Genomic DNA, 14,603 nt, shown 5'->3' with positions numbered 1-14,603 from the left:
CCTACTTTGAAGTTAGATCAATTACTCACAACAATCCCTCAGTATTCTCAACTGGTTTCAGCTCTTAAGAAGGGCAGCCGTCAATTAATTACCGGAATTGGCGGGTCAGCACGAAGCCTATTGATTGATAATTTAATTCATTCGACTGACCGACCAACAGTTGTAGTGGTTGACTCGTTATTTCATGCTGATCAGCTGGTGAACGATTTATCAAATTTGCTGGATGATGACCAATTATTCGAATTTCCAGTTGAGGAAATGGGGGCTGCCGAATTGGCAACCAGTTCGCCGGAATATAAAGCTCAGCGGGTGCTTGCTTTGGACAAACTCGCAAGTGGAGAGCCGGCAGTCATTGTCACTTCTGTGTCCGGTATCAGAAGACTGGTCCCCGCAAAGGAACAGTTTCAACAAGCTAAATTAACTATTAAGATGGATGGCACCTATGACCTTGAAAAGCTAAAGCTTCAGTTACATCAAATGGGCTACGTTTTTCAAAAAATGGTTGCCGCACCCGGTGACTTTTCAATTCGGGGATCCATTCTGGACATTTTCCCGTTGAACCATCAAGATCCGGTTCGAATCGACTTCTTTGATACAGATGTTGATTCGATGAGGACGTTTGACGTTTCCAACCAACGGAGTATTAAAAATATTGAATCCATCTCTGTGTTGCCGGCGACTGATTTGTTGATGAACGACGATCAGCGAAAGGCGGTTGCCAAGCAATTGTCTAAACGACTGATTGCCGAAACGGCCAAGCTGGATGAAAAAGCTGCCAAGAAATTAAAGGGCAATTTGGAACCCCAAATTATGGATCTGCAGAATGGTTTGAGTGATCCGCGTTGGTTACTATTTGCAGATGCCATTTATGACAAACAATATTCTTTGCTGGACTATCTGGACGACGATGGGGTGGTTGTCTTTGACGATTACACCAGAATTACCGATACTGCCCGTCAGCTTGAAAGCGACGATGGCGAATGGTTGGCTGATAAGATCAAACACTATGAAGTATTGAAGTCGACAACTTACACCAATGATTTTAAAACGGTCTTTAAAGCCAATAAGCATGCCACGTTGATCCTTTCCCTGTTCCAAAAAGGGATGGGCAGAATGAAGCTTGACGCCGTTGTTGATATTACGGTTCGGCCAATGCAGCAATTCTTCTCTCAAATGCCGATGTTAAGAACCGAGATTTTACGTTGGCAGAAGATGAAACAGGCCGTTATTATCATGGTTCATGATGAAAAACGCCTGGCAAAGGTTGCTCAAACCCTTAATGATTTTGAAATTACCGCTACCCAAACAGATAAGGACCATTTATTGCCAAATGAAGTTCAACTGATTTCCAGTAACCTGGATAATGGTTTTGAATTGCCACTGGCAAATTTGGTTATTATCACCGAAAAAGAAATGTTTGGAACGGCCACAAAGAAGCGGCCACGGCAAACAACGTTTAATAACGCGGAAAGAATTAAAAGTTACACGGATTTGAAGCCCGGTGACTATGTTGTTCACGTTAACCATGGAATTGGCCGGTATGAAGGCATGAAAACCATGGAGGTTGACGGCAAGCATCAGGACTATTTAACAATTGATTATAAAGATAACGCCAAGCTCTTTATTCCGGTTACCCAGCTTAATTTAATTCAGAAATACGTATCTTCCGAGGATAAGCATCCCCGAATTAATAAGCTCGGCGGCAGTGAATGGGCCAAGACCAAAGCGAAGGTTGCCTCAAAAATTGAGGATATCGCCGATGAATTAATTGATTTGTATGCTAAACGAAGTGCAGAAAAAGGGTATGCATACCCGCAAGACGATTCAATGCAGGCCGAGTTTGAAGCCGCTTTTCCATACAGCGAAACGCCTGATCAGTTACGAAGTGCAACTGAAATTAAGCGGGACATGGAAACCGAACACCCAATGGATCGCCTGTTGGTTGGAGACGTTGGTTATGGTAAAACCGAAGTTGCCTTGCGAGCAGCATTTAAAGCAATTGAAGTCGGCAAGCAGGTCGCATTCTTGGTACCTACAACTATCTTGGCTCAGCAGCATTATGAAACAATGCTTGACCGATTTAGAGATTATCCAATTACGGTGAGAGTCCTTTCACGGTTTCAAACGACCAAACAGGTTAGAGAAACCCTTGAGGGATTAAAGGACGGCAAAGTCGACGTGGTTGTTGGAACTCATCGATTATTATCAAAAGACGTTAAGTTTAATAATCTGGGCCTTTTGATTATTGATGAGGAGCAGCGATTTGGTGTTAAGCACAAGGAACGGATCAAGGAGATGCGATCCGATGTCGATGTTCTGACGTTAACTGCAACCCCAATTCCCCGAACACTTAACATGTCAATGATGGGGGTTCGGGATTTGTCCGTCATTGAGACGCCACCATCCAACCGATACCCAATTCAGACTTATGTGATTGAGCAAAATGCCGGCACAATTCGTGAAGCGATTGAAAGAGAAATGGCTCGTGGCGGTCAGGTATTTTATCTGCACAACCGGGTTTCTGATATTGAAAAGACGGTTGAACAAATTAGTGCACTGGTTCCTGATGCCCGGGTTGGATATATTCATGGGCAGATGTCCGAAAATGAAATGGAAGATATTTTATATGATTTCATTAACGGCGAATATGATGTCCTGGTCACAACCACGATCATTGAAACCGGAGTCGACATTCCCAATGTAAATACGTTATTCGTTGAGAATGCCGACAGAATGGGGCTTTCACAACTCTATCAACTGCGTGGCCGAATTGGCCGAAGCAGTCGGGTTGCATACGCGTATTTCATGTACAAACCCAACAAAGTTTTGACGGAAATTGGGGAAAAGCGTTTGGAGGCCATTCGTGATTTTACTGAATTAGGTTCAGGATTCAAGATTGCGATGCGTGACTTGTCAATCCGAGGAGCTGGAAATCTTCTTGGAAAACAGCAACATGGATTTGTTGATTCCGTTGGGTATGATCTTTATACTCAGATGTTATCCGATGCGGTTGCTAAAAAGCGTGGCAAGGGCTTTGAATATCGAACCGATTCGACAATCGAATTGGACTTGGAAGCCTATCTTCCAAGTGACTACATTCAGGATAATCAACAAAAGATTGAACTCTATAAACGAATTCGACAGATTGAAAACGAAGATCAACTTCACGAAGTCGAAGATGATTTGATTGATCGGTTTGGCGACTATAGTGAGCCGGTTGCAAATCTGCTGAAAATTTCTCAGCTGAAAATGTATTCTGACTACGCATTAGTCGACAAGATCCACCAGGACCAGCCTAAGATTGTGATCACATTTTCTTCACGTGCCGGAGCAGAATTCTCCAGCAAGGAATTGCTTGAAGCCATCGCCCAGACAAAGTTTCGGGCAACAATCAATACTGAAAATGACAAATATCAGATTCAACTGACCGTTCAACCAAACATGACAAAGTGGTTGGATGGATTAATTGCGTTAGTCAAACAACTGTCAGATACCCGGCATAAACATCGAGCTGGCGGCAAGGTAAAGAGTAATGAAAAATAGTTCGAGAAGACAACTGGTTTTGAAAGGAACACTGCTTTTGACAGTTGCGTCGTTTATCGCGAAGATTCTAAGCGCAGTTTACCGGATTCCTTTTCAAAACATGGTTGGCAATATTGGCTTTTATGTTTATCAGCAAATTTATCCAATCTACGGAATCGGGATGACATTTGCGTTAACCGGGCTTCCGGTTTTTATATCAAAACTGGTCGTTGACACAAAAGATGAAAACGAAAAAGCAGCGCTGGCATTTAAAATCCAAAATATCTTGCTTGTTATTTGCCTGCTGATTTTTTGCTTTTTACAACTTGGCGCTGGGTTCATCGCTCAAAGCATGGATGATTACCGGCTGGCACCTGTGATCCGTTCCGTTAGTTGGATGTTTTTATTCATCCCGTTTTTGTCGACTTGGCGCGGATACTTTCAAGGTAAAATGGAAATGCGGCCAACGGCCTATTCCCAAGTCATTGAACAAGTTGTTCGGGTGTCGGTGATTCTGTTAGTTGCATACTGGGCAGTTAAATCTGCGGTTAACCCGTATCACATGGGTCAAATGGCGATGTTATCGGCCCCTGTGGCCGGTGCCTGTGCCTTATTGGTCATTGGTATTTGGCTGAAACGTTATCACCTCCCAGCCGGGTTTAAGCGGCATTCAGTCACACTTAACAATCCCGTCTTGGTCAAACGGATTCTCCTTGAAGGCGGAACGCTTTGTTTGGTTTCTGCCGTAATGCTGATGCTTCAGCTGGCAGACTCGTTTTCAGTTGTTGCCGGTTTGCAAAAATACGGCTATTCACTGATGGCGGCTCAAAATATTAAGGGAATTTATGATCGATCACAGACACTGGTTCAGCTGGGGCAGGTTTTTAGTATTGCATCGGCCACGGCAGTCCTGCCAGGTCTGGTATTGGCCAATAAGCGTCACCAAAATATTACTTTCCAGCACATTGCGGCAACCAATCTGCGAACCAATTTGGCAGTTTCGTTGGCAATGACCGTTGGATTGGCGGCCTTGATGCCACAGGTTAACCGTTTGCTATTTGCGTCTTCCGAACTTAACCTAACTATCAGTCTGTACTGCGTCAGCATTATTTTTACAGCTGTTTTAATGACGTACAATGTGATTTTGCAGAGTAAAAACAGTTACTTAAAGACGATGGTGTCAATCATTGCCGGCTTTTTAACCAAGATTGTCGTTAACCAATTTTTCATCGGCAAAATCGGAATTGTTGGTGCAAGCTTGGCAACCCTGTTAAGCTTAGTGATAATGATTGGATTAATGAATGTGTTGAGCAGGGATGAACTTGCCAAGCTGATTTCTTTTAAGCAGATCGGAAAACTTGCGATCATATTAATTGCGATGGCTGGTACAGTGAAGCTGATTGCTTGGGGATTGGCGGCTGGAATTCCGATGACCAATTTAAGAATTGAAGCCTTGGTGATTTCTTGTATTGCCATTCCGGCAGGTATCGTTGTGTTTTTTGCCGGCTGCGTTTTACTCAAAGCCTTTACTGTTCGTGAATGGCTGGCGATTCCAATGGTCGGTAAGTTTTTAAAAATTAAAGGAGTAACAACTCATGAGAATAGATAAGTTTCTAAAAGTGTCGCGGATTATTAAACGTCGGTCGGTTGCCAAGGAAATTGCTGATAAGGGGCGGATCTTTATCAATGGCCGCACTGCCAAATCATCAACCGAGGTCAAGCCAAACGATGAAGTTGTGATTAAGTTTGGTAACAAGACCCTGACCATCTTGGTTAAGGAATTGTTGGACACAACCAAGAAAGATGATGCCGAAAGAATGTATGAAATTACATCAGAGGATTACGAACGAGATTTTCGAAAAGAATAGATAATCCTTCACAAAATGACCGGAATATGTCTGGTTCACCTAGACAAATGCTGATTTGTTGGTATAATTTATCTAGAACGTGCGAATGATCGGGGGATTTGGCATGCAGCAACAAAATGGGAAAGTAAAGAAGCTCGACAATGATTTTACTCGGCGTCGAGAGATTGAATTGAATAATTCTAAGGTTACGGCCGTTTTGTCAAATCGACGAAAAAAACGGGCGTTGATTATTATTGCCATTTTTGTGTTCTTTGCCTCAATCTTCTTGGTTCAAATTGTTCGTGCAAAAGTCAACTATGCTGATGTTCACGTCCAAATTGCTCGTGAGCAAAAGAATTTGGCCAACCAAAAGGCCAATAATAAAAAGCTGAAGTCACAGGTTTCTCAGCTTAATGATAAGAGTTACGTGGAACAGATTATTCGCGATCGATATTATTACACAAAACCCGGGGAAACAGTTTACAGTTTTCCCAACAAAGCACCGAAAGATGTTAATGATTATGATGTAAAATAAAACCAGTGATGTTTTTCATCACTGGTTTTATTTTGACAATGGCTGGCCGACATAATTTAAAATATGATATACTGGTAACATTACAACATGGGAGGAACATTTTTTTAGATGGCAATTGAAGTTGGAGAAAAAGTTAACGGTAAAGTTTCCGGAATCACAAATTTTGGTGCATTTATTGACTTAGGTGATCATCGAACCGGGTTGGTTCATATCAGCGAAGTTTCTGACGGATTTGTTAAGGATATTCACGACGTCTTGAAAGTCGGCGACGAGGTTACCGTTAAGGTCCTCAAGATTGAAGGCAATAATAAGATCAGCCTTTCAATCCGTAAAGCGCAGGATAATCACGAACACGAGGAATCCAGACACGAGAATCATTCCCACAGAAACTTCCATGAAAACAATCATGAAGGACATGAGAATCACGGCAATCATGGTAACCATGAAGGTCACGGATCTCGTTCTCGCGGTGGTAACTATGGACATAACAATCATTCAAACAACCATGAAGAAAGTTTTGATGATATGATGTCCGGCTTCTTAAAAGAAAGTGAAGATCGGCTTTCAACTCTTCGTAAAAATACTGAAGGTAAGCGAGGCGGCCGAGGCGGTCGTCGAAGTTAAAATGAATTTGATGATTAAATAATTGTTTAGTGGCTGGAGGCAAGAATATTGCTGCCGGCCATCTTTGTTTTATCAGGGATGATTAGTGGAGGCAGCTCATGAATTTGCAGAGTCGATTTAATTCATATGTTAGAAGTGCAAATTGGTGGCACGCCGGTGACAAGGTTGTCGTTGCCGTTTCAACCGGGGTCGACTCGATGACGCTCTTGTTTCTGTTAATGCATTTGCCAGTAGATATTCGACCAACAATTATCGTGGCTTACGTGGATCATCAGCTGCGGGCCCAAAGCCACGTTGAAACCCGTTATATAAATGATTATTGTCAATCTCACAGCATCAAGCTGGAGCAAGCTGTTTGGCGGACAGACTTACATCCCGAGTCAGGGATCGAGTCAGCTGCCCGTCGTTTCCGCTATCACTTTTTTCAGCAGGTGCTTGATAAAGACGATGCCCAATATCTGTTAACTGCCCATCATGGGGATGATTTGATTGAGACGGTCTTAATGAAGCTTACCCGTGGCGGTCAGCTGCCATCGCTGGTTGGCATCCATGAAGCGCGTGGCTTTGCCGGCAAAACGCTCATCAGACCGTTACTTGGGTTTAGCAAGCAGCAGATACGGGAGTTTGCAGCTTCCAAACAAATTAAGTGGTACGAAGACGCGACAAATCAAGAATTATCATTTGAACGTAATCGGATTCGTCACAAGGTGGTTCCGCTGTTGAAGCAGGAGAACCCGCAGCTACTGGCACATGTCCATGATTATTCGATTCAGTTATCGGATAGCATGGAGGCGTTGGCGACACTTGTTGAACCGATATTGACGCGGGTGGCAAATTTCGACAATCCACAAACAGTCAAAGTTGATCTTCAACAGTTAAAACAGTACCCGAAAAGTGTGGGTAAACAAGTGATGCAACAGTTGTTGGATCATCGGCTTCACGTGCCGGATGTTTCGATGGCGCAGTTAGCTGCCATTATCCATCTGATCGATCAGGATCAAAAACCACAGGCAAAATTAAATTTGGCTAATCATTGGCGGGTTCAACGGGAATATCAAACATTGATAATTTCCAAAGAACCACAAATTTTCCCATTGAAGTCTGAAAAAAGTGCGCATTTTATGGTAATATTAGACAGATGGTATTCACTGAATTCTTCCCAAAAATTTGGTGTCTTTTCCAAGCAGCAGACATTATCCGCAAGTCGGACGTCAACGTTTTATTTAGACGATGCCGACCTGCCTTTACAGGTCCGTTCAGTTGAGCCGGGCGACAGAGTGCTCCTGCCTCAGGGCAGGCACCAGAAAGTTACCAGGGTGCTGATTAATGCCAAGATTTCAAACGACCAAAGAAAACACATTCGGGTCCTGGTCACAAACAGGAATACCGTTCTATCAGTTTTGGGGGTTAAGAACTCCGTCACGCTTCCTGGTAGCGAAGGGGCAAAACCCTATTTATTAACTCAAGTTCCAAGGAAATAATATTTGAAAGAAAAGGAATAGGTAATGAATAACGACATCTTAAAGGTACTTTACAGCAAGGAAGAGATTGACAACGCCTGCAAGAGTTTGGGTAATGAAATCTCTAAAACGTATGCGGGAAAGACACCCGTTGTAGTTGGCGTGTTGAAGGGTGCAATCTTCTTTATGACCGATATTGTCCGGGCAGTTGATTCATATATGCAGATTGATTTTATTGATGTTTCCAGTTACCACGGTGCGACTGAATCATCAGGAACTGTCGAGCTGCTGCAGGATATTAATACCAACATTACCGGCCGCGATGTCTTAATTGTTGAAGACATCGTTGATACCGGCAGAACACTGAAGTTCCTGCTTGATACGTTTGCTGATCGCGGCGCCAAATCAATTAAGGTTTGTACGTTGCTGGATAAGCCCGCTGGCCGAAAGGTTGATGTCAAATCGGACTTTACCGGTTTTAAAGTTCCTAATGAATTTGTGGTTGGTTATGGTCTTGACTATGATGAAAAGTACCGTAACTTGCCATACATTGGTGTCTTAAAGCCAGAAATTTATGCAAACAAATAATGGTCAAAAAAGGTCAAGTGTGTTAGTATTTTGACTATCAACATGAAAATATATAGTTTTGAGGAGGACGTTGATGAACTCGAATAAAAATGGGCTTTTTAAAAATAGTCTATTTTACATTGTCATATTTCTGCTGATAATGGGAGTTATTTATTTCTTTAATGGAAATACTAACCAAACCACATCACAGGAAATTCAATCAAGTCAGTTCGTTAAGAATTTGAAGGATGACAAGGTAAAAAGCTTTTCAGTACAGCCAAACGGCGGTGTTTATAAGGTAAGTGGTACTTATAGACAGGGTCAAAAGGTACAGGTACAATCTGGGCTGATTGGTGGTAACCAAACTCAGTCAAAGAATGTTACCAAATTCACCACCACTGTCCTCGAGAACAACTCCTCAATTGCTGAAATCACCAAGGCAGCTCAATCTAACAATGTTAAGATGAATGCCAAACCTGAAGAATCAAGTGGCTTTTGGGTAAATCTGCTGGTTTACGTATTACCACTATTGTTGTTTGTTTGGTTCTTCTATATGATGATGGGCCGAGCTGGCGGTCAAGGCGGCGGAAATGGCAAAGTGATGAGCTTTGGCAAATCCAAAGCTAAACCAGCCGACAGTAAGCAAAATAAGGTTCGATTCTCAGATGTTGCTGGTGAAGAAGAAGAAAAGCAGGAACTTGTAGAAGTTGTTGAATTTCTTAAAGATCCAAGGAAATTTACAACTCTAGGTGCCACCATTCCACATGGTGTCTTACTAGAGGGGCCTCCTGGTACTGGTAAAACTTTGCTTGCCAAAGCGGTTGCCGGTGAAGCCGGTGTACCTTTCTATTCAATCTCCGGTTCTGATTTCGTTGAAATGTTTGTTGGTGTTGGTGCCAGCCGTGTTCGTGACTTGTTTGATCAAGCCAAGAAAGCCGCTCCTGCCATCATCTTCATTGATGAAATTGATGCCGTTGGTCGCCGTCGTGGTGCTGGAATGGGTGGCGGTCACGATGAACGTGAACAAACCCTTAACCAATTACTGGTTGAAATGGATGGATTTAGTGGTAATGAAGGTGTCATTGTCATTGCTGCTACCAACCGTGCCGATGTTTTGGATCCAGCCTTGACTCGTCCAGGTCGATTTGACCGGAAGATCTTGGTTGGCCGTCCTGATATCAATGGTCGTGAAGCAATCCTGAAAGTTCACTCAAAGAACAAGCCATTAGCAAGTGATGTTGATCTTCATGAAATCGCTAAGCAAACTCCTGGATTTGTTGGTGCCGATTTGGCCAACTTGTTGAACGAAGCTGCATTACTTGCTGCCCGTCGTAACAAGACGCAAATTGATGCCAGTGACTTGGATGAAGCTGAAGATCGGGTTATTGCCGGACCTGCCAAGCGTAACCGAGTCATTTCCAAAGAGGAACGGGAAACTGTTGCCTACCATGAAGCCGGCCATACGGTTGTTGGATTGGTTTTGAATGACGCTCGAGTCGTTCACAAGGTAACAATTGTGCCTCGTGGTCGTGCCGGTGGATACGCAATTATGTTGCCTCGTGAAGACCAACAATTGATGTCTAAGAAAGATGCAATGGAACAAATTGCCGGTTTAATGGGTGGTCGTGCTGCCGAAGAAATTGTGTTTAACTCACAGTCTTCAGGTGCTTCCAATGACTTTGAACAGGCAACCAATATTGCTCGGGCAATGGTTACTCAATATGGTATGAGTAAGCGACTCGGCCCAGTTCAACTTGAGAATCCTGCCCAGGATACTTATGGCCCAAGATATTCTCAAGAGACTGGTGCTGCGGTTGACGAAGAAGTTCGTCGTTTAACCAATGAAGCTCATGATACTGCTAAGAAGATTATTGAAGAACATCGCGATAAGCATAAGCTGATTGCGGAAGCATTGCTTAAGTACGAGACCCTTGACCAGAAGCAAATCCTGTCTCTGTGGAATGATGGCAAGATGCCAGACAGTTCCGACAAGAGTGAGTTCCCAAGTGAACGTGCTGCTACTTTTGAAGAAGCAAAGCGTGAATTGGAACGTAAGGAAGCTGAACGTCAGGCAGAATTGGAAAAAGATCACGGTTCTGATAATCAGTCCACTGATTCAACTGAAAATGGATCTGATGACTCTGAAAAACCAGATGATGTTTCCAACAATGAATCAACCAAAAGATCAAAATCATGACAATGATGATAACATTTAGTTGAATATTTCAAAAATGAGTTTAGGGTAGAATTATCTCTAAGCTCGTTTTTATTTTTAGGATGAGGTGTAAATTTATGGATGATTATTTAGTCAAAGCCACAACCAGTGATGGCATGTTCAGAGCGTATGCTGTGAACGCCAAAAAGTTGGTTGCCACTGCACAAAAAGATCATGATACCTGGAGCGCATCATCAGCTGCTTTGGGTCGGACTCTGGTTGGAACAGTGATGCTCGCAGAGTCGGTTGAAAAGAACGGGGAAGCCGTTACTGTCAAGATTGATGGGAAAGGTCCCGTTGGCCAAATTGTCGCTGACAGCGACTCAAATGGTCACGTGAAGGGGTATATTCAGAATCCTCACGTTCACTTGCCGTTGAATGCCAACCATAAAATTGATGTTGGCAAAGCAGTCGGAGTCAATGGCTTTATTGAAGTCAGCCGGGCTGCCGAAGGTGAAGATCCTTATACAGGAACCGTTCCGCTTGCTTCCGGTGAGATTGGTGACGACTTTACTTACTATTTGGCTCAGTCAGAGCAGATTCCATCTGCGGTTGGCGTTTCAGTGTTTGTAAATAATGATAATTCGATCGGTGCCGCCGGTGGATACCTGATTCAAGTTTTGCCTGATGCAACTGACGATGCGATTAATAAAGTGATTGAACGGATTAAAGAAATTCCGATGATTTCGGAGTTGCTATTGGACAACCAAACCCCTGAGGATATTTTGGAATTGATATTTGGCAAGGGTAAGCTTCATTTTCTGCAGACTGTTCCGGTTGAATTCTATTGCAATTGTTCCAAATATAAATTTGGCAGAGATCTCGAAGGGATGCCGGTACCTCAATTGGAAACAATGCTCAAAGAAGATAAGGGGATCGATGTCACTTGCAACTTCTGTGGGAACAAGTACCATTTTGGTGAGGATGAATTGACTAAGATCATTAAAGTTGCCAAGGCAAAAGGTCATAAATAAAGTTGGCTATTTATTTCTATGAAAATGTGATAGGATAACTTACGGAATTTCACAATTAGTAATTGAATTTTGAGGTGAAAGAATGGAATGGAATATTGGTAATGTTACGATCCCAAATCAAGTCGTAGTAGCGCCGATGGCCGGTGTCACCAACTCTGCTTTTAGAATTATCTGTAAGGAGTACGGTGCAGGTCTTGTCGTTTGTGAAATGATCTCAGACCGTGGCATTATGTACAAAAACAAAAAAACGTTGGATATGATGTTTGTGGATCCCAAGGAACACCCAATGAGTATCCAGATTTTTGGTGGGACTAAAGAAACATTGGTTCAAGCTGCCAAATTTGTCGACCAGAATACGGCTGCCGATATCATCGATATCAATATGGGCTGCCCGGTTAACAAGGTTGTCAAAACCGATGCCGGTGCTCGCTGGCTGCTGGATCCCAAGAAAGTTTACGAAATGGTTTCTTACGTGACCGATGCCGTTAAAAAGCCGGTTACCGTCAAGATGCGTACTGGTTGGGATAAGGATCATATTTTTGCTGTGGAAAACGCGCTGGCAGCTGAAAAAGCTGGAGCTTCTGCTTTGGCAATGCATGGCAGAACCAGAAAGCAAATGTATGAGGGCCATGCTAATTGGGACATTTTGAAGCAGGTTGCAGATGAAATCCATATTCCATTTATGGGGAATGGTGATGTCCGCACACCGCAAGATGCTAAGAAGATGTTGACCGAAGTTGGTGCCGATGCCGTTATGATGGGTCGAGCAGTCGAAGGAAATCCCTGGATTTTGAAGCAGACCACCCATTATTTGGAGACTGGTGAATTATTACCAACCCCAACCCCAGAACAAAAAGTTGCAACTGCCAAAGAGCATTTGCATCGCCTTGTTGAGTTGAAGGGTGATTATATCGGCTCACATGAATTCCGTGGTCAAGCATCATACTATTTAAAGGGAATTTCTCATTCTGCCCGGACCAAGGTTGCACTGACAAATGCATCAGGTGAAGCTGCGATGGACGATATCTTTGATGAGTTCCTTGAAAAAAATGAACAGAGAAAAGCACGTCAGCACCGGATAGCACAATAAATTCGGTGTTTTTTGTGTTATGATTAAATAGTAAATTTTCATTTAGGAGGTTTCACAGTGGCCAAAGAAAAAGAAATGAATGATCAGATGATCGTCCGTCGTCAAAAGATGGAAGAATTACGCAAGGAAGGAATCGATCCATTTGGACATCGGTTTGTACGTACATATCTTGCTGAACAACTTCACAAAGATTTTGATGATGAAGATAAAGATGAATTGATTAAAAAGGACAAAAAGGTCACCATTGCCGGCAGAATGATTGCTAAGCGTGGTAAAGGTAAGGTTGGCTTTGCCGATCTTAAAGACCGAACTGGAAAGATTCAAATTTATGTTCGTAAGGATATTGTCGGTGATGATGTTTACCATATTTTCAAACGTTCTGATATTGGTGACCATTTAGGTATTTCCGGTCAGATTATTAAAACTGACATGGGTGAGTTAACTGTTCGAGCAGAATCAGTTACTTTCTTATCAAAAGCTTTACGACCACTTCCCGATAAGTTCCATGGTTTAAAGGATAAAGAGCAACGTTATCGTCAACGTTATCTTGATCTGATTTCCAACCAAGATAGTTTTGACCGCTTCTTAAAGCGGACTAAGATTATCACTGCTGTACGTAAATACCTGGATTCCAACGACTACCAAGAAGTTGAAACCCCTGTTTTGCATAATTCAGCTGGTGGTGCCAATGCGCGTCCATTTATCACCCATCACAATGCTTTGGATATTGATCTTTATTTGAGAATTGCATTGGAATTACATTTGAAGCGTTTGATTGTTGGTGGATTGGAACGAGTTTATGAAATCGGCCGAGTATTTAGAAATGAAGGAATGGATACTCGCCATAATCCTGAATTTACAATGCTTGAATCATATGTTGCCTATTATGATTTCCATGATGTCATGGATGAAACTGAAGGTATCTTTAAGGCCGCAGCTGCTGCTGTTACGGATGACAACATTGTGACCTACCAAGGAACCAAGGTTGATTTGAATAAGCCATTTAAACGCCAACACATGGTTGATGCAATTAAGGAATACACTGGAATTGATTTCTGGAAACCAATGTCAGATGACGACGCTAAGAAATTGGCTGACGAACATCATATTCACTATGAATCATGGTGGAAGACCGGTCATATTATCAACGCTTTCTTTGAAGAATTAGTTCAACCTAAGCTTGTAGACCCAACATTCATTTATGGTCATCCAGTTGAAATTTCTCCATTGGCAAAAAAGAATGCCGATGATCCAAGATTTACGGATCGTTTCGAACTCTATATTGTCCAGAGTGAATTTGCTAATGCCTTTTCAGAATTAAATGATCCAATTGATCAACGTCAACGATTTGAAGCTCAAGTTGCCGAACGTAAGGAAGGTAACCAAGAAGCTGAAGGAATTGATGAAGATTACATTGAAGCTCTTGAATATGGTATGCCACCAACAGGTGGGTTAGGTATCGGAATGGATCGATTGGTTATGCTTCTAACAGATGCACCTTCCATTCGTGATGTCATCTTGTTCCCAACTATGCGTCCCGAAGACAATACAAATAACTAGTATTTTACTTAAAGCAATCCAATTTTTGGATTGCTTTTTTTGTTGCAATTTGGTCTCAGACAGCTTGATTATCTTGCAATACTTTGATCAGATAGACCAGTTCAACTTTTTTGCGATTCATTTTGTTTTTATACTTGACGAATGGATGAAAGTTCGGTATATTTATATATGCTGATTTGAACGAGTGACACAACGAAACGTTTCATTGA

Annotated in this window: 11 protein-coding genes; all 11 read left to right on the top strand. The window is 42.5% G+C overall.

The features are described 5' to 3' along the window. Nucleotides 1-6: 6 nt before the first annotated feature. Nucleotides 7-3,543 (top strand): transcription-repair coupling factor, encoded by a 3,537-nt coding sequence (gene mfd, locus LKE01_RS05865; protein ID WP_225364728.1) that lies wholly within the window; start codon nucleotides 7-9, stop codon nucleotides 3,541-3,543. Next, nucleotides 3,533-5,131 carry a putative polysaccharide biosynthesis protein gene (locus tag LKE01_RS05860; RefSeq protein WP_056982706.1) on the top strand — a complete coding sequence of 533 codons (1,599 nt, stop codon included), beginning with the start codon at nucleotides 3,533-3,535 and terminating at the stop codon, nucleotides 5,129-5,131. The genes mfd and LKE01_RS05860 overlap by 11 nt, the downstream gene beginning before the upstream one ends. Then, nucleotides 5,118-5,390, top strand: coding sequence for an RNA-binding S4 domain-containing protein (locus LKE01_RS05855; RefSeq protein ID WP_056982707.1), 273 nt, complete (start codon nucleotides 5,118-5,120; stop codon nucleotides 5,388-5,390). Before LKE01_RS05860 ends, LKE01_RS05855 begins: the two co-directional genes overlap by 14 nt. Before the next feature lie 103 nt (nucleotides 5,391-5,493). After that, nucleotides 5,494-5,904: an FtsB family cell division protein gene (locus LKE01_RS05850; protein ID WP_056982710.1), complete on the top strand. Its 411-nt coding sequence runs from the start codon at nucleotides 5,494-5,496 to the stop codon at nucleotides 5,902-5,904. 108 nt (nucleotides 5,905-6,012) lie between these two features. Then, a complete protein-coding gene (locus LKE01_RS05845; protein WP_056982712.1) occupies nucleotides 6,013-6,528 on the top strand; it encodes a S1 domain-containing RNA-binding protein in 516 nt (171 codons plus the stop codon). Between the two features lie 98 nt (nucleotides 6,529-6,626). Beyond that, nucleotides 6,627-8,009, top strand: coding sequence for a tRNA lysidine(34) synthetase TilS (gene tilS, locus LKE01_RS05840; protein WP_056982714.1), 1,383 nt, complete (start codon nucleotides 6,627-6,629; stop codon nucleotides 8,007-8,009). A 24-nt stretch (nucleotides 8,010-8,033) separates the two neighbouring features. Further along, nucleotides 8,034-8,576 (top strand): hypoxanthine phosphoribosyltransferase, encoded by a 543-nt coding sequence (gene hpt / locus LKE01_RS05835; protein ID WP_056982716.1) that lies wholly within the window; start codon nucleotides 8,034-8,036, stop codon nucleotides 8,574-8,576. A gap of 73 nt (nucleotides 8,577-8,649) precedes the next feature. Further along, nucleotides 8,650-10,752, top strand: coding sequence for an ATP-dependent zinc metalloprotease FtsH (gene ftsH, locus LKE01_RS05830; RefSeq protein WP_056982718.1), 2,103 nt, complete (start codon nucleotides 8,650-8,652; stop codon nucleotides 10,750-10,752). Nucleotides 10,753-10,847: 95 nt separating this feature from the next. After that, complete coding sequence (gene hslO, locus LKE01_RS05825) at nucleotides 10,848-11,744, top strand: Hsp33 family molecular chaperone HslO (RefSeq protein ID WP_056982719.1); 897 nt, start codon at nucleotides 10,848-10,850, stop codon at nucleotides 11,742-11,744. 82 nt (nucleotides 11,745-11,826) lie between these two features. Beyond that, a complete protein-coding gene (dusB, locus tag LKE01_RS05820; RefSeq protein ID WP_056982721.1) occupies nucleotides 11,827-12,834 on the top strand; it encodes a tRNA dihydrouridine synthase DusB in 1,008 nt (335 codons plus the stop codon). A gap of 57 nt (nucleotides 12,835-12,891) precedes the next feature. Continuing rightward, nucleotides 12,892-14,394 (top strand): lysine--tRNA ligase, encoded by a 1,503-nt coding sequence (gene lysS, locus LKE01_RS05815; protein ID WP_056982723.1) that lies wholly within the window; start codon nucleotides 12,892-12,894, stop codon nucleotides 14,392-14,394. Nucleotides 14,395-14,603: the final 209 nt, after the last annotated feature.

The organism is Lentilactobacillus kefiri (assembly GCF_007989105.1).
GTDB classification, from domain to species: Bacteria; Bacillota; Bacilli; order Lactobacillales; family Lactobacillaceae; genus Lentilactobacillus; species Lentilactobacillus kefiri.
This window is presented reverse-complemented; position numbering and strand designations above follow the sequence as displayed.